12 protein-coding genes are annotated in these 23,208 nt (G+C 68.4%); 2 read left to right on the top strand and 10 right to left on the bottom strand.

Features of this window, described 5'->3' with window-relative positions; translation table 11 throughout:
• Positions 1-93 precede the first annotated feature (93 nt).
• Positions 94-3,498, top strand: a complete 3,405-nt coding sequence (gene putA / locus FOA17_RS12660; protein ID WP_149141853.1) for a bifunctional proline dehydrogenase/L-glutamate gamma-semialdehyde dehydrogenase PutA — start codon at positions 94-96, stop codon at positions 3,496-3,498.
• Positions 3,499-3,516: 18 nt separating this feature from the next.
• On the opposite strand, the gene FOA17_RS12655 is transcribed toward putA, so the two are convergent.
• From FOA17_RS12655 to FOA17_RS12640, 4 genes are all read right to left on the bottom strand, one after another.
• On the bottom strand, positions 3,517-4,278 hold the full coding sequence (locus tag FOA17_RS12655; protein WP_149141852.1) for a pyrroline-5-carboxylate reductase family protein: 762 nt from the start codon (positions 4,276-4,278) through the stop codon (positions 3,517-3,519).
• A 74-nt stretch (positions 4,279-4,352) separates the two neighbouring features.
• Positions 4,353-5,177: a C40 family peptidase gene (locus FOA17_RS12650; RefSeq protein ID WP_149141851.1), complete on the bottom strand. Its 825-nt coding sequence runs from the start codon at positions 5,175-5,177 to the stop codon at positions 4,353-4,355.
• Positions 5,178-5,179: 2 nt separating this feature from the next.
• Positions 5,180-6,556 carry a leucyl aminopeptidase family protein gene (locus FOA17_RS12645; protein WP_149141850.1) on the bottom strand — a complete coding sequence of 459 codons (1,377 nt, stop codon included), beginning with the start codon at positions 6,554-6,556 and terminating at the stop codon, positions 5,180-5,182.
• Between the two features lie 56 nt (positions 6,557-6,612).
• On the bottom strand, positions 6,613-6,993 hold the full coding sequence (locus FOA17_RS12640) for a hypothetical protein (RefSeq protein ID WP_149141849.1): 381 nt from the start codon (positions 6,991-6,993) through the stop codon (positions 6,613-6,615).
• Positions 6,994-7,132: 139 nt separating this feature from the next.
• Between FOA17_RS12640 and FOA17_RS12635 the strand changes: the two genes are divergently transcribed.
• Complete coding sequence (locus FOA17_RS12635) at positions 7,133-7,780, top strand: carbonic anhydrase (RefSeq protein WP_149142007.1); 648 nt, start codon at positions 7,133-7,135, stop codon at positions 7,778-7,780.
• A 9-nt stretch (positions 7,781-7,789) separates the two neighbouring features.
• On the opposite strand, the gene FOA17_RS12630 is transcribed toward FOA17_RS12635, so the two are convergent.
• Genes FOA17_RS12630 through FOA17_RS12605 form a run of 6 tightly spaced genes read right to left on the bottom strand, consistent with a single transcriptional unit; the run spans position 7,790 to position 23,136 of the window.
• Positions 7,790-9,400 carry a DUF4139 domain-containing protein gene (locus FOA17_RS12630; RefSeq protein WP_162528254.1) on the bottom strand — a complete coding sequence of 537 codons (1,611 nt, stop codon included), beginning with the start codon at positions 9,398-9,400 and terminating at the stop codon, positions 7,790-7,792.
• Between the two features lie 59 nt (positions 9,401-9,459).
• Positions 9,460-10,539 carry a cell division protein ZapE gene (zapE, locus tag FOA17_RS12625; RefSeq protein WP_149141847.1) on the bottom strand — a complete coding sequence of 360 codons (1,080 nt, stop codon included), beginning with the start codon at positions 10,537-10,539 and terminating at the stop codon, positions 9,460-9,462.
• A 36-nt stretch (positions 10,540-10,575) separates the two neighbouring features.
• Entirely contained in the window at positions 10,576-11,202 is a 627-nt protein-coding gene (locus FOA17_RS12620) for a 4'-phosphopantetheinyl transferase family protein (RefSeq protein ID WP_162528253.1), read from the bottom strand.
• On the bottom strand, positions 11,195-15,709 hold the full coding sequence (locus FOA17_RS12615; RefSeq protein WP_149141845.1) for a MupA/Atu3671 family FMN-dependent luciferase-like monooxygenase: 4,515 nt from the start codon (positions 15,707-15,709) through the stop codon (positions 11,195-11,197). Before FOA17_RS12615 ends, FOA17_RS12620 begins: the two co-directional genes overlap by 8 nt.
• Positions 15,710-15,745: 36 nt before the next feature.
• The gene (locus FOA17_RS12610) at positions 15,746-16,750 is read right to left on the bottom strand and encodes a glycosyltransferase family 2 protein (RefSeq protein WP_149141844.1); all 1,005 of its coding nucleotides are present in this window, start codon (positions 16,748-16,750) and stop codon (positions 15,746-15,748) included.
• Positions 16,747-23,136 (bottom strand): type I polyketide synthase, encoded by a 6,390-nt coding sequence (locus tag FOA17_RS12605; RefSeq protein ID WP_149141843.1) that lies wholly within the window; start codon positions 23,134-23,136, stop codon positions 16,747-16,749. Before FOA17_RS12605 ends, FOA17_RS12610 begins: the two co-directional genes overlap by 4 nt.
• Positions 23,137-23,208 lie beyond the last annotated feature (72 nt).

Genomic DNA, 23,208 nt, shown 5'->3' with positions numbered 1-23,208 from the left:
TCATGGTCATATCGCCTAGGGAAACTGCCACAAACAGGCGCATCGACCAATGCGATTCCGGTATATGCTGAGGAAACGCCAGAGGGTGCCCCCATGACTCATGCCGATCTCGCCGCTTTCGACCTTGACGCCAAGTTCCGCCCCGAAGCGGCGCTGCTGGACCAGCTTGTCGCGCAGGCCGCGCTGGACCAACCGCTGCGCGACCGCATCTCGGCCCGCGGCGCCGATCTGGTGCGCCGCATCCGCAGCGAGGCCAAGCCCACGCTGATGGAACATTTCCTGTCGGAATACGGCCTGTCCACCCGCGAAGGCGTGGCGCTGATGTGCCTGGCCGAAGCCATGCTGCGCGTGCCCGACCGCGAAACCATCGACGCGCTGATCGAGGACAAGATCGCGCCGTCGGACTGGGGCCGCCATATGGGCGAGGCATCGTCAAGCCTGGTGAACGCCTCGACCTGGGCGCTGATGCTGACCGGCAAGGTGCTGGACGCCGATCAGCCCGGCCTGGCCGGCACGCTGCGCGGGCTGGTGAAGCGCCTGGGCGAGCCGGTGATCCGCACCGCCGTCGGCCGCGCGATGAAGGAAATGGGCCGGCAATTCGTGCTGGGCCAGACCATCGACGCCGCGCTGGAACGCGCCGAAAAACGCGAGGCGCAGGGCTTCACCTACAGCTATGACATGCTGGGCGAAGCCGCGATGACCGCCCATGACGCGAAACGCTACGCGCAGGAATATTCCAAGGCCATCGCCGCCATCGCGCGCGCCTGCACCAAAGGCTCGGTCGAGGCCAATCCCGGCATCTCGATCAAGCTGTCGGCGCTGCACCCCCGCTATGAGGTCGCGCAGGAAGATCGCGTGCTGGCCGAACTGGTGCCCGTCGTGCTGAAACTGGCGCAAGAGGCCAAGGCCGGCGGCATGGGCATGAACATCGACGCCGAGGAACAGGACCGGCTGGTCCTGTCGCTGAAGGTGATCGAGGCGGTGCTGTCCGACCCGTCGCTGGCGGGCTGGAACGGCTTTGGCGTGGTGGTGCAGGCCTATGGCAAGCGCGCCGGTGCGGTGATCGACTGGCTGTATGCCACCGCCACGCGGCTGGATCGCAAGATCATGGTCCGGCTGGTGAAAGGTGCTTATTGGGATAGTGAGATCAAGCGCGCCCAGGTCGAAGGGCTGCCGGGCTTTCCGCTGTTCACCTCCAAGACCGCGACGGATGTCAGCTACATCGCCCATGCGAAAAAGCTGATCGGCTATGCCGACCGCATCTATCCGCAATTCGCCACCCATAACGCGCAGACCGTGGCGGCGGTGCTGGAAATGGCGGGCGGTGTGGCGTTTGAATTCCAGCGGCTGCATGGCATGGGCGAACGCTTGCATGACATCGTGCTGGCCGAAACCAAGGGCCGCTGCCGGATTTATGCCCCGGTCGGCGCGCATCGCGATCTGCTGGCCTATCTGGTGCGGCGCCTGTTGGAAAACGGCGCGAATTCGTCCTTCGTGCATCAGATCGTGGATGACACGATCCCGCCGGAGGAAGTGGCACGCGATCCCTTTGCCGCGCTGGCCACGGCCCGGGCGCCGGCCTCGCTGGTGGCGCCGGCCGATCTGTTCGGCGCGGCCCGCCGCAACTCTGCCGGGTTCGACCTGTCGGATGCCGGCACGCTGGCCGTGATCGACGCAGCCCGCGATGCGGGGGCGGAGGCCGCCGCGCTGACGCTGCGCCCGGCCACCGGCAAGGCGCACGACATCCTGAACCCCGCCACTGGCGCCGTGATCGGTCAGGGCCTCCATGTCGATGCCGAAACCGTGCGCCGGGCGATTGACGATGCGCAGGTCTGGACCGCGCCGCCCGCCGAGCGCGCCGCTGTGCTGCGCCGGGCCGCCGATCTGTATGAGGCGAACTTTGGCACGATCTTTGCCACCCTGGCGCGCGAGGCGGGGAAGACCTTGCCCGACGCCGTGGGCGAACTGCGCGAGGCGGTGGATTTCCTGCGTTACTACGCGACGGAGGGCGAAGGCGCGACCGCCGCGCCGCGCGGCATCATCGCGGCGATCAGCCCGTGGAACTTTCCGCTGGCCATTTTTACCGGCCAGATTGCCGCCGCGCTGATGGCCGGCAATGCGGTCATCGCGAAACCGGCAGAATCCACCCCGCAGATCGCCACGCTGGGCGTGCGCCTGCTGCATGAGGCCGGCGTTCCGGTCCGCGCGCTGCAACTCCTGCCCGGGCGCGGCAGCGTGGTCGGCACCGCCATGGCCAGCGATCCGCGCGTGGCGGGGCTGGTCTTCACCGGATCGACCGCAACCGCGCAGACCATCGCGCGCAACATGGCCGCCCATCTGGCCCCCGGCACGCCGCTGATCGCTGAAACCGGCGGGCTGAACGCGATGATCGTCGATTCCACCGCCCTGCCGGAACAGGCGGTCCGCGACATCGTCGCCTCCAGCTTCCGTTCCGCCGGGCAACGCTGTTCCGCGCTGCGTTGTCTCTACGTGCAGGAAGACATTGCCCCACATGTGATCGAGATGATCAAGGGCGCGATGAACGAATTGCGCGTGGGCGATCCATGGGCGCTGTCCACCGATGTCGGCCCGGTGATCGACGCTCGCGCACAGACCGGCATCGCCGAATATCTGGCCGCCAAACAGGGGCAGATCCTGCATCAACTGCCAGTGCCGCAGGCGGGCACCTTCATTCCGCCGACGCTGCTGAAGGTCAAGAGCATCGCCGATCTGGAGCGCGAGATCTTTGGCCCCGTGCTGCATCTGGCGACTTTCCGAGCCGAGGACCTGTCCGATGTCGTCGCCGCGATCAATGCGCGCGGCTTTGGGCTGACCTTCGGGCTGCACACCCGCATCGACGGCCGCGTGCAAGAGGTGACCGACGCGATCCATGTCGGCAACATCTATGTGAACCGCAACCAGATCGGCGCGGTGGTCGGCAGCCAACCCTTTGGCGGTGAGGGACTTTCCGGCACCGGCCCCAAGGCGGGCGGACCGAGCTATCTGGCGCGCTTCTACGCCCCAGCGGCGGCGCCGGTCCTGCCGGGCGACTGGCCGCGCGGCGCCGATCTGGCCGATCTTTCGCGCCGTCTGGCCGAACAGCCCGCGCGCAAGATCGCCGAACGGCTGATGCCAGGCCCGACGGGAGAGCTGAACCGCCTGTCGCTGCACACCCGCCCGCCGGTCCTGTGCCTTGGGCCGGGTGCCATGGCGGCGGCGGCACAGGTCGCGGCGGTGCAATCGCTGGGCGGGGTGGCCGTGTCGGCCGAGGGCGCCATCGCGCCGCAGACCCTGCGTGACCTCGGGGGCTTTTCCGCCGCCTTGTGGTGGGGTGACGCCCAGGCCGCCCGCGCCTGCGCCGAGGCCCTGGCCGCGCGTGAGGGCGAGATCGTGCAACTGATCACAGCCCTGCCCGACATCGCCCATGTCGCGCATGAACGTCACCTTTGCGTCGACACCACGGCGGCAGGCGGCAATGCCGCGCTGCTGGCGGGTTGATCCCTGCCGGGCACGCGGTCAACCGCGCAGCGTGCCCGCGCCTTCCAGCTTGGCCAGAACCGCGTCGCAGGCGGCGCGCCACTGATCGGCGACGCCGCCCTGGGCCAGCACCTGCAAGCCGCGTTCAGTGATGCCCCCGGGCGTCACCAATTCGTGCAGCATCTGGTCCATCGGTTGCGGCTTGCCGGCAACCAGCGCCCCCGCCGCGCTGAACATCAGCGCATTCAGCCGCCGCGCCACCGCCGGATCCAGCCCCTGCGCCGCCGACCAATCGGCGGTCTGGCGCACCAGATCCTGCACCCAGCCGTAAACCGCCGAAGTGACGGTCGCCAACTGGAACTCTGCCTCGCTGGTCAGCGGCACCACGGGGCCAAAGGCCTCCAGCACCTCGCGCGCCTCCTCCAGATCGGGAAAGCAGGCGGTCGGGCTGGCGCCCACCTCGGCCGCAGTCACCGGCATGATGCGCATCAGCCGCGCGGGTCCAACCTCCAGCGCGGCCATCGGCACCCCGGCACAGGCCGAAATCACCAGCTGATCCGCCTGCCAGGGCAGGCCGCTCACCGCCCCCGGCGCATCGGCAGGCCGCACGGCCAGCACCACCAGCCGCGCGCGCTTCACCAGATCGGCATTGTCGCGCGCCAGACCAAAGCCATGCCGCGCCGCCAGTTCCGCCGCCCGCCCGCGCGGCGACAGCAGGATGCGCTCGGGCGCATGCCCGGCCCGCACCAGCCCCGCCAGCAGCGCCGCCGACAGATGGCCAACCCCCAGAAACCCCAGCATCGCGCGTTCCTCCCCCCGTTCAACAGGCCCGCGACCAGCATGCCCGCGCAGCCCCCCGCGATCAACTGCCCGGATCAGCCCAAGATGCGCCGCCGATGCGTCACCGGCCCGTCGCCCGCCGCAAGGATGCGCGCGATTGCGGGCTCGATCCCCTCCTCCACCACCGCCATGAAGGCGCCGGTCGCATGGATCATGCGATCCGGCGACAGGGCGATGGCGACATGCCCCTTCCAGAACAACAGGTCATTGCGGCAAAGCGGCGCGCCCTCGGCAATCGCGCTGCCGCAGCCGGACTGAAGATCGCTGTCCCCCGGCAGACCGAGACCGCAGGCCAGAAACGCCACCTGCGCCAGCCCCGAACAGTCGATCCCCGCACGGCTGTTGCCACCCCAGAGGTAAGGCGTGCCCAGTAGGCCCTGCGCCACCGCGGCCGGATCGTCCAACGTATCGCCAATCGCGCGCAGATGCCCCGCCGGCACAAAGCCCATCGACGTTTCCGCCCAGGCGCCGACCCACCCCGTCACCCGCAGGCGCGCGCCCAGATACAGCCGCGCAATCGCGCGATGCTGCACCTTCGGCCCGTCATAAAGATGCGTGCCGGGGCTGGCCACCCAATGCGTCACGGTCTGGTGGGGGCCCAGATCGCCTTCGGGCAGATAGCCGCAATAGCCATCCTTTTCGGCGCGCAGAAAGGCCCAGCCTTCATGCCGGTCGATGACGGTCACCGCCTCGCCCCAGATCAGCTGGCGGTCGCGCGCGCCGCCCGGCGCCTTGAGCAGATCGGCCAACGGCACCGCGACCGAGGCCGCCTCGCCCGGCACGAAACGGGGCGCGTCAACCTGGCCGCGCAGATGATCCAGCGCGGCACGGTCATTGGCGGGGGTCAAGCGGCGGTCCATCCTCAGATCCCCAGCAGGGCGGGCAGCGCCAGCAGCAAGGCCCGCGCGCCCTGCCCCACACCACCCTTGGGCCGGGCCGGCGCGGCGGTCGGCGTATGGCCGTAAATGTCGAAATGCAGATAGCGCGGATGGTCGGCAAAGCGGCGCAGGAACAGCGCCGCCGTGATCGACCCGGCAAAGCCAAAGCCCGGCGCATTGTCGAGATCGGCAATCTCGGGCTCGATCACGCTTTCATAGGCGTCGTGAAAGGGCAGGCGCCAGACCGGATCGGCCCCGGCACGCGCGCCCGCCTCCACCGCGGCGGCGATCCCGGCATCGTCGGTGTAATAGGGCGCGAGATCCGGCCCCACCGCCACCCGCGCGGCCCCGGTCAGCGTGGCCATCGACACCAGCGTTTCGGGGTTTTCCTCGGCCGCCCAAGCCAGGGCATCGCCCAGCACCAGCCGCCCCTCGGCATCGGTATCATTCACCTCAACCGTCAGCCCCTTGCGCGAATGCAGGATATCCTTCGGGCGCATCGACCGGCCCGACACGCTGTTTTCCACCGCCGGAACAATGACGCGCAGCCGGATCGGCAGGCCCAGCCGCATGATCATCAGCGCCAGGCCCATGACCGTCGCAGCACCGCCCATATCCTTTTTCATCAACTGCATGCCGGCCGAGGGTTTGAGGTTCAGCCCTCCGGTGTCGAAACAGACCCCCTTGCCAACCAGCGTCAGGCTCGGCCCCGCCTGGCCCCATCGCAGCGACAAAAGGCGCGGCGCCCGATCAGAACCCTTGCCGACGGCATGGATCATCGGGAAACCCTGCTCCAGCTCCGCCCCGGCGATGACCTGCGTGGCGGCGCCGAATTGATCGGCCAGTGCGAGGAAGGCGGCCTCCAGCTCTGCCGGACCCATATCCTGCGCCGGGGTATTGATCAGGTCGCGGGTCAGATATTCACCCTCGGCCATGGCAAGAAGGCGCGCGGCATCCACCCCTTCGGGGCATTTCAGCGCCGGCTGAACCGCCGTGCTGGCGGGCTTGTAACGGTCGAACCGATACTGCGCCAGCAGCCAGCCCAAGGCCGCCTCATCGGCCATTTCCGCCGGAAGACCGACGAAATGCCAATCACCAGCCGGCAACTGCCCGACGGCCTTTGCCAGACCAAAGCGTTGCCGCGACCGCGCGCGCGCCGTGCCCAGCCCGATCACCGCCGCGCCGACACCTGCCGCACCGGGCAGCAGCAGCGCCTCGCCCAGACCGGCCTTGAAGCCTGCATCCTGCACCCAGGCCGCCACCGGCGCCGGCTGCGCAGCCAGCCACACCTCCAGCCCCTCGGGCGCCACGGCATGCAAAGGGCGCGACGCGGCTTGCGGATCGGCAAAGGCGGGCTTCATGGACGAACCTCCTGTCAGTCGGTCCGAAGCCTAGCCCATCCATCGCCGCCCGCAAGTCAGCTTGTCTCCAGCAGTGCCTTGTCCACCACCAAGGACCGCTCCGCCACCCGCAGCAACCGCGCCCAGACCGCCGAAAAGGCGGTGGCATCGGCCTGATCCAGACAGACCCGCAGATCCCCCGCCACCTGCGCCAGGCTGAGCATGCCCAACTGCTCCGACAAGCGCTGCAAGCGCCGCAACTGCCGCGAAAGATCCTGCATCTCATGCGCGCGCACCTGCGCCGCCAGGCCCGACATGGCCAGGGCAAGTTCGCCCAGGGCCCGCGTCACCACCTGTTCGGCCTGCACCGTGCCCAGATCGCGATACATGGCCGCCACCGGCTCCGCGTTCTGGCGTAGTTGATCCTTCGGTCGCAAGACCGTCACATTTCCCATCATTTTCACACCCAACCCAAGGGAACACCCATGGCCATCCTGCGGGGCGAGGCTGAACAAAAGGTTGCGGCGCGCCAAAGAAAACACTCGAATTTTCTGCGATTGCAAACTAGATACGGCAAAATCCACGATGGAGCATGTGATGGAACTCGCCAAGCCCCTGCCCTCCTATCTGATCAGCCGCTATGCCGGCTGGAAGGCCACCACCTATCAAGACAACAAATCCTGGTATCGGCGTCTGGCGGCCCATGGGCAGCACCCCCGTGCGATGATCATCTCCTGCTGCGATTCGCGTCAGCATGTGACCTCGATCTTCGGCGCGGATGAGGGCGAGTTCTTCATCCACCGCAACATCGCCGGCCTCGTGCCGCCCTACAGCCCCGATGGCGGCAATCACGGCACCTCGGCGACGGTGGAATATGCGGTGACCGCGCTCAAGGTCGCGCATATCATCGTGATCGGCCATTCCAATTGCGGCGGCGTCAAGGGCTGCGATGACATGTGTTCCGGCAAGGCACCGCAACTGCTTGAAAAATCAAGCTTCGTTGGCCGCTGGATGGATATCCTGCGCCCCGGCTATGAACGCATCGCCCATCTGTCGGATGACGATCGCGCCCGCGCGCTGGAAAAGCAGGCGGTGCTGGTCAGCCTGGAAAACCTGATGACCTTCCCCTTCGTGCGCGAGGCGGTGGAGGGTGAGCTGCTCACCCTGCATGGCCTGTGGAACGATATCGGCGAAGGCGGGCTGGAACATTACGATCCGGCCCAGCACGGCTTCGTCGCGATCTGACCGCGCGCCTCAGCGCAGCTCCATCCCCGAGGGCCAGCGCAGATCGGCCTCCAGCGTCACCTCGCGCGTGTCGCCGGGGGCAAGGTCGAAATGCCAGCCCAGCAGGCCGCGCCGGCCCTCGGGGTCGGTTTCGTCCGGGGCGGGGGTGGCGACAAAGCTGATCTCCAGCTCCTCCTGTTCGGAATAGGGCACCTGATCGACCAGATGGATCGGCCAGACCTCATCGGTCAGGTTCTCCACCCGCAGCACCGCCGCCTCTTTCCGCGCGGTGCCCGAGGCAAAGAACCCTGCATCCCCCTCGGAATTGCGCGGCATCTCGCGCGTCAGGCGCAGCCCGTCGATCGGGCCGAAGGGCAGGTCGATCTTGTCGCCCGCCGCGATCAGACCCAGATCGGTTGACCCGACCAGCACCCCGTCACGCAAGAGATAGGCGGTGCCGGGCAGCAGCGCCTCGGCGCCATTCACCGCATGAGCCATCAGGAAGGCGGTGCTGTCATAGCGCGGCACGGCGCGGGCCTCGACCTCGGGGGTCAGCGCCAGTTCCGACAGGGCGATGCGCAGATCCTGCACCCCGGTCGCCACGCTGACCGGCATCGGCGCGCGATACTGCACCACCTCACCCTCCAGCATCTGCGCCACGACCATCGGCACGGGCGCGGCCTCCAGCGCAACGGCGTCGCCCATCATTTCGGCCTCGGCCGCGCGCGCCAGCGGCATCACCGGTCGGGGCTTTTCGACGCGGCGCAGATCGGGCCACAGTTCGGACGGCGCCGCCTGATCCGACGGCCGCGAGGTGGAGAGGGTCAGCGCCACATCGCGCCAGTCCTCGCCGCTATTCTGGCTGACCAGCACCCCGCGCGTCAGGATGAGCGCCGGTGCCGGCTTGCGCGTCAGGTTCACATCATAGACCGGGCGCCATGTCGCATCGGATACGAAATGCCGCAGCGTGATCTCGGCCGGGCCGGCGGTCTGCTGCGACACCGCCACCACCAGCAAGGCGGCATCGGCCAGTCGCGTGCGGGCGTCATCACGGGCGGCCAGCGTCTCGGCCAGTCGCGCGTCGGCCTCGGACAGCGCCAGATCGAGCGGCGCACGCTCGGCGTTCAGCGCCAGAATTTCCTGCCGCGCGGCCAGCACCTCGACCCCGACCATGCGCGCCATCGCGGCCAGCCCCTCGGGCGTCTGGCTGCCGCCCTCGGTCTCCAGCCCGCGCAGGAAACCTTCGCGCGCCTCGGCCGCCGCAATTCGGGCCATCACCGCGCCCAGGGCCTGATCCGCCGCATCGCGCGCCGCCCGTGCCGCCGCCACCGCCTGATCCAGTGCGGGCAGCGCGACCGTCTCGCCCGGCGCCAGCCCGTCCTGCTGCACTGAAAACGCGCCCAGCCCGGTGCCCTCGGTCGCTGCCAGACGGATCAGCCCGGGATCAATCCCCTGCGGCAGATCGGCGATGCGCAATTCATGCGCCCCCGCCGGCAGATCGACCTGCACCCGCCGCGTGACCTCGGCCCCTTCGGGGAAAAGCGTGACGGCGGTGATGGTCGAGCCCGCCGAGACCACCTCGGCCAGGGCCGGCGCGGCCAGGGTCAGGACCAGAAAACTGACGGATGAAAACAGGCGCATCAAACCCTCCGGTTGCAATGCGCGCAGCATGCGCCACCACCCGGCACCCCGCAAGGGGCCTATTGGCCCCAGGTCGCGGCCTGCATTTCGCGCAGGCGGCTGGCGGTGCGTTCAAATTCAAACGCGCCGGTGCCCTCGATATAGAGCCGCTCAGGCACATCCGCGGCAGAGCAGATCAGCCGCACCTTCGCCTCATAGAGCGCGTCGATCAGCGTCACAAAGCGCTTGGCCTCGTTGTAATTGCTGGCCGAAAGCTGCGGGATATCCTCCAGGATCAGCACCCGCACCGCCTGGGCGATGGCCAGATAATCGGCCGCGCCCAAGGGTTTGGCGCAGAGATCCCAAAAGGTTGACCGCGCGACGCCATTGGCGAAAAGCGGCAGCTCCACCTTGCGGCCGTTCACCTCCAGCAACAGCGGCTCACCCGCCGCGCCGCCCGACAGATCGCGCCAGATCGCCCCGATCGCCGCCCCGCTTTGCCCCGCCGGATGGAAATAGACCTGCGCCCCTTGCAGCCGGTGCTGGCGGTAATCATTCGGGCTTTCCAGCTCATGCACCGTGAAACGGTCGCGGATCCAGTCGATGAAGGGCAGGAACAGCGCGCGGTTCAGCCCGTTCTTGTACAGATCCTCCGGCACGCGATTGGAGGTCGTGACCACCACCACCCCCTGTTCGGTCAGCAACTGGAACAGCCGCCCCACGATCATCGCATCGGTGATGTCGGTGATCTGCATCTCGTCAAAGGCCAGCAGACGCACATCGTGCGCGACCGCTTCGGCCACGGGCTTGAGCGCGTCCTCCACGCCACGTTGCCGCGCCGCGTGCATGCCCTTGTGGATTTCCTGCATGAAGGCATGGAAATGCACCCGCCGCTTTTGCGGGATGGCCAGGTTTTCCACAAACAGGTCCATCACCATCGACTTGCCGCGCCCCACCCCGCCCCAGAGGTAAAGCCCCTTGGGCGGCGTCACCGGCCGGGCGAACAGACCGGCAAACAGGCCCAGCTTGCGGTTCGCATTCGCCTCAAGCCATTGCCGCAACTCCTCCAGCAGCGGCAAGACCGCGTGCTGCGCCGGGTCGGCACTCAGGCGGCCCTCGGCCACACGGGATTCATAGATCTCGGTCAATGTCTGTCGCATACGTTTGTATACCGCGCCCGCGCCGCTGCGAAAAGATCAGAGCGTCACGACACAGAGGAAATGCCCCTCAATCTCGGCCCAGCGGCCACGCAGCGTGAAATCGCTGGGGAAGGGGGTGATCTCCTCGCGGAAGCGCGCCTCGAACCGGCCATCCTCCAGCCGCACCGACAGAACATGGAAATCGAACAGCGTGCGGCTGATGCCATATTGCGCCTTGTAGGCGGCCTCTTTCGCGGCAAAGACCAGCTTGGCCTGATGGTCGGTCACGCCCTGTTCCTCGGCCCGCAGCACGACAGGGCGCAATGCCGGATCCAGCGGCAGGGCAGGTTCCAGATCGACCCCGATCCCGCGCAGCGGCGACGGCACGGTGACGGCGGCAAGGCACAGATCCGCGCTATGGCTGATCGACCCGATCATCCCCGGCGGCCAGACCGGCGCGCGATCCTCGCCCATGGGGACCGGCAGGGGCGGAAGGCCGATCTCGGCCATGGCCAGCCGCAACGCGGCCCGCCCGGCGCGAAACTCGGCCAGCCGCTGCGGCAGGCCCGTCGCGGTTTCGCCCGGAAAGGCCGGGTGATCGCCGCGCGGATCGGTGACGCCCAGCCCGACGGCGCGCGGCAAGAGCGCCCGCGCCACTTGTTGCAAACGCCCGTGATCAGCCATCCCGGCCCGCCCGCATCGCCCGGCGCCGCGCCATGGCATCCATCCGGGCATCCGCCCGCGCCGCAGCCGCCGCCTCGGGCGCGACGCCCGCATTGGCCGGGGGCGCCGCCGGCCGCGCCCCATCGCCCAGATGCGCCGCAAGGGCCGACAGCACGGGAAAGCGGAAGATGTCGGTGATCGACAGCTTCGCCAGCCCCAGCCCGTCACGCAATTCCCGATGCGCCTGCACCGCCAGCAGGGAATGCCCGCCAAGCGCAAAGAAATTGTCCTTGGCCCCCACCTTGGGCACGCCCAGCACGCGCTGCCAGACCTCGGCGATCTGGGCCTGAAGCCCGGCTTGCGGCGCCTCGTGCAGCACCGCCACGGCCTGCGCTTGCGGGGCCGGCAGGGCCTTGCGATCGACCTTGCGGTTCGGCGTCAGCGGGAACCGCTCCAGCGTGACGACATGGGCGGGCACCATATGGTCGGGCAGGCTGGCGGCCAGCGCGGATTTCAGCGCCGCCTCCTGCGCGGTGCCGGTGACATAGGCCACCAGCCGCAGATCGCCCGGCTGATCCTCGCGCGCCAGCACCACCGCCTGCGTCACGCCGGGCTGTTCCTCCAGCCGGCTTTCGATCTCGCCCAGCTCGATCCGGTAGCCGCGCAGCTTGACCTGGAAATCCACCCGCCCGAGGTAATCAAGCTTGCCATCCCCCCGCAGCCGTACCAGATCGCCGGTGCGATACATCCGCCCGCCCGCCCGGAACGGATCGGGCAGAAAGCGCTCGGCCGTCAGATCGTCGCGCTGCCAATAGCCGCGCGTCACGCCATCACCGCCAATCCACAACTCGCCCGCCACGCCGGGCGGCACGGGTTGCTGCCGGTCATCCAGCACATAGACCTGGGTATTCGCAATGGGCGTGCCGATATTCACCACCCCCTCGCCTTCGCCCGCTTCCTCCACCGTGGACCAGATCGTCGTTTCTGTCGGCCCATACATGTTGAGGATGCGCGCGCCGGTCACCTTGCGCAGATCGCGCACAAAGGCGCCCGGCAGTGCCTCGCCGCCCAGCATCAGGGTCTTGACCTGACCAAGCGCCATGCCGGCCTCGGCATTCATCAGGATCATCCGCGCCATCGAGGGCGTGCATTGCATATGCGTGACCTTGTGGCGGATCACCTGTGCCGCGATCGAGAAATCATCCGCGGCAGGTTCGCCGCCCGCATTGGCGCGGCGCAGCACCTCGGCCAGCGGATAAAGCCCCTCCATCACCGCCTCGGGCGCGATGCCATAGTCGATCAGACAGGCGACCTCGGTCACGCCGATACGCTTGAGGTCTTCCACCCGGTCCAGCGCATCCTCGACCGTGCCGAACAGGCCCGAATCCTCGAAATACCGCTGAAACGCGAAATCGAGGATCGCCGCGCTTTCGTCGGAGGACAGGGTGCGCAGGTCAATATCCTGCGGTTTTTCAATGCCCTGCGGTTTCTTGAACGCCGGAAAGGCCCAGGCATATTGCTGCACCAGCCCGACGGCCGAGGCGAGGTAATCCTTCATCGGCTTTTCCGCCACCCGCCGCGCCTGATCGCGGTCGCGGCAGACATAGGTGTGCAGCATCAGGCTGACCTTGAAATCCGCCGGATCATGGCCCGCCTTGCGCAGCGCCTCGTGATAGATGCGGATCTTGTCGCCGACCTCGTCGATGCTTTGCCCAAGCAGGTGGGTCAGCACATTGGCGCCGATCTCGCCCGCCTCGCGCCAGGTGGCGGGGTTGCCGGCGGTGGTGATCCAGACCGGCAATTCCTTCGATACCGGGCGCGGCTGCGTGCGCACCGCGAATGTGCCGGTTTTCGTCGGGAAATCCACGGCCTCGCCCCGCCAGAGCCGGCGGACCTGCTCGATCCCCTCGAACATCGCGGCGCGGTTGTTCGGCGGGGTGTTTTCGGGGCGCAGCACGAAATCATCCGGCTGCCAGCCCGAGGCGACGGCCAGCCCGGCCCGCCCATTGGTCAGATTGTCGATCACCGCCCAATCCTCGGCCACCCGGGCGGGGTGATGCAAGGGCAAAACGACCGAGCCGGACCGCACGCCGATATTCCGCGTCACCGCCGCGACCGCCGCGCCGGTCACCGCCGGGTTCGGATAGGGGCCACCAAAGGCGTGGAAATGCCGCTCTGGCGTCCAGACCGCGCAGAAACCGTGGCTGTCGGCGAATTTCGCGCCCTCCAGCAGCAATTCGTATTTCTTCGGCCCCGCGCCGTCGTCATTGCCCCAGTAATAGAGCGAGAACTCCATCCCCTTGGCCGACCCGATCCGCCCGTTCGACACCAGCGCCCGGTTTTCATCGCTGGTCAGCACCAGCTTGAAGCCGCGCGCCAGTGTCCAGAACAGCTCCAGCACCGAAATGTCGAAGGAAAGCGAGGTGACGGCCAGCCAGACCGCCCCCGCCGCATGGTCGATCCGGTCATCCATGCCGGCAAAGAAATTCGCGACATTGCGATGTTCGACCATCACCCCTTTGGGCCGGCCGGTCGAGCCCGAGGTATAGATCATATAGGCCAGATCGCCGCCGCCAACGCCGCTTTGCGGGTCGGTCTCGGGCGCATCTACCAGCCGGGGGTCGGTATCGAGGCACAGGTGCGCCGGGCCACCGGGCAAGGCCCCGGCCAGCGCCGCCTGCGTCACGATCACCGGGCAGGCGCTGTCTTCGATGAACAGCGCCGTGCGCTCGGCCGGATAGGCCGGGTCCATCGGCACATAGGCCCCGCCGGCCTTGAGGATCGCCAGCGCCCCCACCAACAGGTCCAGCGAACGGCGGCAATGCAGGCCGACCAGCGTGCCGGGCGCGACGCCCATGCCGGCCAGCACATGCGCGGCGCGGTTGGCGCGGGCGTTCAACTGGGCATAGGTCAGGCTCTCGCCCTCGAACACCACGGCCACCGCCTCGGGGCTGCGCGTCACCTGCGCCTCAAACGCCTGATGCACGCATTGCGCGGCATCATAGGTTTTCGCCGTGCGGTTCGGGGCGACCAGCGCGGCCTCACGCTCTGCCGCAGTCAGCACCGGCAGATGTTCCACCCGCGCATCGCCCTGCGCGGCGGCGGCAAAGGTTGCCAGACGGGCGGCCAATGCCTCGGCCTGATCGGCGCTCAGCCGGCTCGTGTCATAATGCAGCGCGTCGGGGGCCAGCGTGACCACCGTGCCCTGCACCGGCGCAAGGCCAAGGCCGAAGGCCGGCGGCACCAGACCGAACAGCGCCCGGTCGCGCGCCAGCAGGTCGAGCGCAAAGGCCGGATGCGCCGCAGCCCCCTGCAAATCCGCCGCAACGCGCGCCAGCGCCTCGGGCAACGCACCCTCGGCCGCCACCCGCAGCGGCACCCAATCCGACAGGATCCCCTCGCCCGCATGGGCCGCGCCAAAGGCCAGATCCGCCACCGGCTTGCCCGACAGCCGCACCGCCGCCAGACCCGCCAGTTCCAGCGAGGGCAGCGCCAGCGGCACCGCCGCCCAAAGCGGCGCGCCTTCGGCGCCGGTCGCGCCCGGCACCTCGGCGGGGTCAAGCGCCCGCAGCGCCTTGCGATGCGCCATCTCTTTCGGCACCACAGCCGCCAACGCGCGGGTCAGCGCCTCGGCCTCGGCCGGGCTTGCCGATAGCAGCGGGTTCGGCAGGCTGAGACCCGAGACCGGAAAGCCCTTCTGGCAGGTCAGCCGCGACAGCCGCACCGCGCCCGAAGCGCAGGCCACCACCACCGAATCCTCGGTCGCCGCCAGCACCTGCCCCGGCACACCGCTGCCCGGCACTTCCTCGGCCCCGCCGGCCACGACATAACGCCGCCCATCCCACAGCTTTGCCGTGGTCAGCGGGTTCCAGTAGCTGCCATGATCCAGCGCCCGCACCAGTGCCGCGACCTGCGGCGCGCTTTGGGCGAAATCCAGCCGCCCCGCCGCCGCCGGACGGTCGGCACGCAGATGCAGGCTGCGCCCGGCCAGATCCTGCGCCACGCCCGGCGCATCGGCCTCCAGCGCCGCCATCACCTCGGGGAAGCTGTCCAGCGCCGCCTCGAAACAGCGGGTGTTCAGCGTCAGCGCGGTATCGGTCGCGGCAATGGCAAAGCGGCGCTGCACCAGAATGGCGCCCTCATCCACGCCGCCGGTGATGCGGTGCCAGGCGATACCATGCTCCGCCTCGCCGCCCAGAATGGCCCAGACCGGCGCGTTCAGCCCGGCATGGCGCGGCAGCGGCCCGTCATGGAAATTGACCCCGCCCTTCGCCGCGCGCCGCAAGGCGGCCTCGGGCACCAATGAGAGGTTGGCCACCGACAAGAGCCAGTCCACCTGCCCCGGCAGGGCCTCGGCCCATCCCGCCTGCTGCGCGATGACGGCAAGGCCCTTTGCCTCGGCCCAGGCGCGCAGATCGGGGTTGCGGGTGACCAGCGCCGCGATGCGATGCCCGCGCGCGAGCAACAGCGCGGCGCATTCGCGGGTCAAACTCTCATTGCCGATGAGGAAACAGGAAAACGGGTTCATCTCACACTCCTTCCGCCCCTGAAGGCGGCGATGCCCCTATCCTTCGGGGCTGACCTTGTTCAATGCCGGGGTTACCCCCGGCCTGCCCCGCCCAGCCCGACGCAATGAATGCACGATCAGGTCTCGCAGGAAATGCGGCGGATCGCCCCGGTCCTTGCGCTGCACCAACACGCGCAACCGCCAGAGCAGCCCGCCCCCAAGATGGGCAAGCGTGGCCGCGGCGGCATAGATATGCCCATGATTCTTGGTGAAAAAGTGGCGGCGGCTATCCAGCCAGAATTGCGGGATGCGCGCCCAGGTCTTCATGCCCGTCGAGACCGATCCGATATGCATCACCCGGCTTTCCACCACATAATCCGTGGGCCAGCCCGCCCGCGCTGCCCGCAGGCAAAGATCGGTTTCCTCGTAATAGAGAAAGAACGTCTCATCAAAGAGGCCGATTCGATCCAGCACATCCTGCCGCATCATCACGCTCGCCCCGGCCAGCCAATCCACCCGCCCGGTGCGTTCCGGCAGCGGCTGCGCGACAATATGATTGCGCAACAGCCGGGAGATCGGGCCAAAGCGCGCCGCGCCCTCCAGCTCGCCCAGAATCGAGGGGAAGCGAAAGGCGGTGCGATGCGGTGCGCCATCTTCGCCCGCGATGAAACTGCCGGCAAAGCCGGTCGCGGGGTGACTTTCCAGATGATCGAGCAGCGCCCGGATCGCCCCGGGCGCGGGAAAGGCGTCGGAATTCAGGATATAGACATAATCGGGCCGCGCCCCGCCCGGCAGCCCCGCCCTGATCCCGTGATTGTTGCCGGCGCCAAAGCCGCCATTGCGGCCCGATTGCAGCACCCGCACCGGCACCGCGCCGTGACCCCAGCCGCGCGCGGCAACCTCGGCCTGCAACCGCTCGAACGAGCCATCGCCGGAATCGTTGTCAACGATAGTGATTGCACCGGAAATGCCCGCCATGGCCTGCAAGGCGGCGGCGCAGGATCGCAGCGTCATCTCCGGCGTGCGCCAGTTGAGAATCACGGTGAGAACCGCGGCGGTCATTCCGCCGCCCGGCGCAGTTCGGGCGCGGCCTCCTCTGCCCCGGCGATCACCTCGCGCAGGCGTGCGGCCAGCACGCGGACATTCGGCTCCAGCACCATGCTGTCATGATCGCCCGGCACCTCTTGCACCCGCAGCATCGGGGCAAAGCGCGTCAGGTCATTGTCGGCAAAGACATATTCCTTGGCACCCGAGGCCCATTGCCCGTTCGAGACCTGCCAGCGCCGATCCAGCGGCGGGCGGAACAACACCGTCGGCCCCTTGCGCAGCGGCAGCGCATAGACCGCGATCGCGGCACGGAAGGCGGCCTCGATCTCGGCATTGTGGAATTGATGCGCGACCTCGGTGGCGTCGGCACCCCGACGTTTCGCGATTTCCCAGGCCCAGCGATTGCGCGCCCAGTCAATCACATAGCCCGGCCCACGCGCCTTCAGCTCGGCCCATTTGATCATGGCCTTGTCCAGCCTCGACAGCGGCGGGCGCAGCGGCAGCGGCGTGTCGAGCAGGACCAGCATCGACACATCCTCGCCCTCGGCCTCGAGCTGGCGGGCCATTTCCCAGGCCGTCAGCCCGCCGCCGGAAAAACCGCCCAGCAGATAGGGCCCCTTGGGCTGCACCTGCCGCATCTCGGCGATATAATCGCGCGCGGCCTCGGGCAGGGTGTCATGCGGCTGATCCTCACCGAACAGCCCGCGCGCCTGCAAGCCGTAGAACGGCCGGTCGCCGCCCAGAAGCTGCGCCAGATGCCGCAGGTTCAGCACATTACCGAACATGCCCGCGACCAGGAAGAATGGCTGCTTCGGCCCGCCCGCACCTTCATGCATCGGCACCAGATGGGTAAAGCGGCGGCGCGGCGCGGCTTCGCGCACGGGGGCGGCGCTGCCCTCTTGCGGGCCGATCTGGTCTGCGATCAGCGCGGCACAGCCGGCAATCGTCGGCGCCTCGAACAGGACCGAGATCGGGAAATCGACGCGAAACGCCTTTTTCACCATGGCAAACAGCCGCACCGCGATCAGCGAATGGCCGCCCAGGGCAAAGAAATCGTCCTCGACCCCGACCTGCCCCACCCCCAGCAGATCCTGCCAGAACCCGACCAGCGTGCGTTCCAGATCGTTGCGCGGCTCCACATAGGCGCTGTCGAGATCGGGGCGCGCGAAGGTCTGCCCCTCGGGGCGCGTCGCCTCGGCCCGGTCGGCCTGACGGATCAGCGCCGGCAGATCGAGCGACGAGACGATGACCTGCGCCGCCCCGGTGGCCAGCGCGCGGCCGAACATCTCGGCCCCCTCGGCGGCGCGGATGCCCTGCGCCAGGTTGTGCAACAACCGCTCCTCTTGCGCCGAGGCGGGCTTCGCCCCGGCGGCGCCGTCAAATTCCAGCTCGCGCTCCGCCGGGGCGGGGGCAACAAAGCCGCTTTCCAGGCGGCGAATGGTGAAACCCTCGATCTCCATCACCACGGCGCCGGTTTCATCGGCCAGCGTGATGTCGAACACCGCAACCGGCCCCGCGCCGCGATTGGCGGCGGCATTGCGCACCCAACTGTGCAGGCGCGCGGGCAGCGGCGCCCAGACCCGGACGCGGCCATAGGAGACCGGCACCCAGAGGTGATCGGGCTGATAGCCCTCGATCAGCCCCATCGCCCAGCCCGTCGCGATATCCAGCAGCGCCGGATGCAACAGCCAGCCCTGCGCCAGATCGGGCTGCGCCGCCAAGGGCAGGGTCAGCATCGCCAGCCCCTCGCCCGCGCCAAGCGCCATGCGGTTCAGCACCCGCCAGCGCGGCCCGAAGGCCAGATGCGCCTCTTGCCAGGTGCGGATGCCACGCGGATCTTCCTCGGCCGCACCGCAGCGCGCGGCAATAGCGGCCAGATCGACCCGGCCCGCCGCGCCGCGCAACGGTATCAGCCGCGCCTGGGCATTGAGCGCAAAGCCGGTGCGGCCCCGGATGTCATGGCCCGACCGCACCTCCAGCCCGAATCCCTCATCCGAGGGGCGCAGCCGCACCCGCATGTCGCGCGCGGCATCATCCGCCACCTCCAGCGCGCGGAAAAAGGTCAGGTCGCGCAGTTCAAAGGCGTTCCAACCCTCCTCCGCGGCGGCCTCGGCCGCAATCTCCAGATAGCCGGTGCCGGGGATCAGCGCCTGCCCGGCCGTCGTGCGGTGCCCGTCCAGCAGCCAGCGATCCGTGGTCAGCCGCGTCTCGAACAACCGGGCGCCGGTGGCATCATAGGTGGTGCTGTCCAGCATCGGGCGCGTAACCGGCAGACGCGGCGCCGCCGGGGCGCTGCCGCTGCGATCGGCGAGGGCCTCTGCCGCCATGCCGACATCCGCCCAGATGCCCCAGTTCAACGCGAGAACCCGGGTCTTGCCGCCCTTGCGGCCCTGCGCATAGGCATTGAGATAATCGTTGGCCGCCACATAATCGACCTGCCCCGCCGGCCCGGTGACCGTGGAGGTAGAGGCAAACAGCACCATCAGATCAATCGACCCGTCCGGGAACAGGTCATGCAGCACATGGGTTCCGTGCAGCTTGGGCGCAAAGACCGCCTCGACCGCCGCCGGGCTCTTGGTCAGAAGCGGGCCGTCATCCACCACCCCCGCCGCATGAATCACCGCCCGCAAGGGGCCAAAAGCGGTTTCGCCCGCCGCGATGGCCGCCCGCATCTCCTGCGCATTGCAGACATCGGCGCGCGCCACCATGACCTGCGCGCCCAACCCCTCCAGCCGCTGCACGGCCAGTATGCGCCGCCCCACGGCATCCGCCGCGCCATGGCGTGCCAGATGCGCCGCCCATTGGTCGCGCGGCGGCAATTCACGCCGCGCCACCAGCAGGATGCGCGCCTTGCAGCTGGTCGCCAGCCGCTCCGCCAGGGTCAGGCCGATGCCGCCAAACCCGCCGGTGATCAGCACCGGCGCGCCCTGCGGCAGGTCGATGGCCGCCGGCGGCAGCCGCAGCTTGCGCAGCCCGCGTTCCACACGCCGATCGCCCCGTAGCGCCGCGACGCGGTTCGCCGGCTCGGCCAGCAGATCGTCCAGAACCTGATCGGCCAGCCGTTCCAGCGCCGCCCCATCGCGCACTGCCCGCCGCCCCTTGGGCAGGGGCGGCAAGACCACATCCAGCGTGGCGCAGGTCAGCCCCGGCAATTCGCGCGGCATCACCCGCGCCGGCCCCGAGATGGTGGCCTTTTCAGGCCAGGGCAGGCCCTCGTCCGCCACCTGCGCGGCGCCGGTCGTCACCACCGTCAGATGGATCGGCATCGGCAGGTTTTCCTCGGCCATCGCCTGTCCGAGGAACATCAGCGCATAAAAGCCCTGCTCCACATTGCGATGGAAAAAGCTCGATCCCGGGCGGAATGTCTCGCGATCCGTCACCAGCCAGAAATGCGCGATCCGGTCGGGCGCGCGGCCCTGCGCCACCAGATCGCGGATCAGCGCGTCATACCCCTCGCGCCCGCGTTCGGGGTTGAGGATGTAGCCCCCCTCACCATCGCGGGCAAAGGCGTCGCCGCTGCGCACGACGGTCACATGATGGCCCCGGTCGCGCAGCCCGGCGATCACCGGCGCGGCCAGCCCGGCCTCATCGGCAAAGACCAGCCAGCCATGCGGGCTGTCCTCCTCGGCCGGCTCGGCGTCCTGCGCCCGCCAGACCGGCTGCCAGCCCCATTGCGCCAGATCCTCGATCCGCTCGGGCGCGGTATCTGCCTCGGCCAGTGCGGGCTGCGCGGGTTCGATGAAATAGGTCTTGCGCTGGAAGGCATAGCCCGGCAGCGGCACGCGGTTGCGCCGCGCTTCGGCCCAGATCGGCGCCCAGTCCACCGCCACGCCGCAAGCCCAGAGCCGGGCCATGCTGGCGATATGCCACTGGTCATCGGCCATGCGCTGTTCGGGGTGGCGCAGCGCCGCGATGACCTGCCCCTGCGGCACGCCATTGGCCTGGGCCAGCGATGACAGCGCCCGCCCTGGGCCCATTTCCAGGTAGACCCGGTTCGGATCGGCCATCAGATGCGCCATGCCCTGCCGGAACTGCACGGTATTGCGCAGATGGCTGACCCAGTATTCCGGGCTGGTCGCCTGTTCCGCCGTCAGCGGCAGGCCCGTCGCGTTGGAGATCACCGGCAGTGCCGGCGCATGCAGCGGGATCGCGCGCAGATAATCGCCAAAGCGCGTCAGGATCGGCGTGAGCATCCGGCTATGCGCCGCGATGTCGATGGCGATGCGCTGCGTCTCCACCTCCTCGGCCGCCAGCGTCGCGGCCAGCTCGGCCAGCGCCGCATCGGGGCCGGAGACGACGCAAAGGCCCGGCGCGTTCACGCTGGCCAGATCCAGATCGCCGGTCAGGCGCGGGCGCAGCGCCGCCTCGTCCAGCGGCACCGAAAGCATGCCGCCCGGCGGCACGGTATCGAACAACTGACCCCGCAGATGCACCAGCCCGATGCAATCCTCGAACGACATCACCCCGGCCAGACAGGCGGCGGTGTTTTCGCCCATGGAATGCCCGATCAGCGCCGCCGGGCTGATCCCCCAGCTTTCATACAGCTTTGCCAGCGCATATTCGGTGATCATGATCAGCGGCAATTGCACCGAAGGCCGCTTGAGCCGGTCATTCGCCGCCGCCTCATCACCCGGTTCGGGCAGCCAGAGCGCGCGGATATCGTAATCGAGCTTCGGTTGCAGCACGGCAAGGCCGCGATCCATCCAGTCGCGGAATTCCGGTTCGGTATCATAAAGATCGCGCGCCATGCCGGCATATTGCGCGCCGCCGCCGGGGAACATGAACACCACCTCGGGCGCGTCCAGTGGTTCATGATTGAACACACGGCGCGGATCCTTGCCCTCCAGCAGATCGGCCGCCTGTTCATGGCTTTCGGCGACCAGCACGCGGCGCTTTTCAAACGCGCGGCGCCCCTCTTTCAGCGTATAGGCCACATCGGCGAGCGGCTGTTCCGGATGCGCGCGCAGATGCGCCGCCAGCCGCGCCGCCTGCGCATCCAGCGCCGCCTTCGACCGGGCGGAAATCACGATGGGCTGAAACGGCCAGAGGCTTTCTTCGCTGGCCGCGCGGTCGGGCGCCTCTTGCAGCACCGCATGGGCATTGGTGCCGCCCACGCCCAGGCTGTTCACCCCGGCGCGGCGCGGATGGGCGGTTGCCTCCCACGCGGTCAGCCGGTCATTCACCCGAAAGGGCGAGGTCTCGAAATCAATCGCCGGATTGGGCGCCTCATAGCCCAGCGAGGGCGGCATCTCGCGGTGATGCAGGCTGAGCGCGACCTTGATCAGGCTCGCCACCCCGGCGGCGGTATCGAGATGGCCGATATTGGTCTTGACGCTGCCGATGCGGCAGGTGCCCACGCCCTGCCCGCTTTCGGCAAAGCCCTGAGTCAGCGCCGCCACCTCGATCGGGTCGCCCAGATAGGTGCCGGTGCCATGACATTCGACATAATCGACGGTATCGGACGGGACGCCCGCCACCGCCTGCGCCTCGGCCACGCAGCGCGCCTGCCCCTCGACCGAGGGCGCCAGATAGCCGGCCTTGGCCGCACCGTCATTATTGACCGCCGAACCCTTCACGATGGCCCAGATATGATCGCCGTCCCGGATCGCATCCGCCGCCCGGCGCAACACCACACAGCCCGCGCCCGACCCGAACACCGTGCCCTGCGCGCGATGGTCAAAGGCGTGGCAATGGCCGTCGGGCGACAGGATCTCGCCCTCGTTGAACACATAGCCACGGGCCTGCGGCAATTCGATGGTCACCCCCCCCGCCAGCGCCATGTCGCATTCGCCCGACAACAGCGCCTGCGCCGCGTAATGCAGCGCGACAAGGCTGGTGGAACAGGCGGTCTGCACATTGATCGACGGCCCCTTGAGATCAAGGATATGGCTGACGCGGGTGGACAGGAAATCCTTGTCATTGCCGGTATGGCGCAGCAGGAACATGCCCGTATTCTCGACCAGGTCGCGGTTGGAACACAGGTTGAAATAGAAATACGACCCCATGCCGCAGCCGGCATAGACGCCGATCGCGCCGCCAAACCCTTCGGGCATGTGGCCGGCATTCTCCAGCGCCTCCCAGGCGACCTCCAGGAACTGCCGGTGCTGCGGGTCGAGGATCGCCGCCTCTTTCGGGGAAAAGCCAAAGAAATCGGCGTCGAAATCGGCAAAGCCGTCCAGCGGGGCGGCGGCGGGCACATAATTGGGGTGGCGCATCTTTGCCGGGCTTTCGCCATGGGCAATCAGCTCTGCCTCGGACAGATGGCGGATACTTTCGACGCCCGCGCGCAGATTCTGCCAATAGTCATTGATCGAGGCCGCACCGGGAAGGTGCGCCGCCATGCCGACAATCGCAATATCCGTTTCCGCGACTTCGGACCGCGGCCTTTCAGCATCCGTCATTCAAACCCGCCACACTCTATCTGCGCACCACTCCGCCACCGAGTCATGCGGAGCCCACCGTCAGACCTTAAC

The sequence above is a fragment of the Gemmobacter caeruleus genome, assembly GCF_008271655.1.
In the GTDB taxonomy this organism is placed as follows: Bacteria; Pseudomonadota; Alphaproteobacteria; order Rhodobacterales; family Rhodobacteraceae; genus Gemmobacter; species Gemmobacter caeruleus.
The sequence above is the reverse complement of the archived record's forward strand: the minus strand, read 5'-3'. Positions and strand labels throughout refer to the sequence as shown.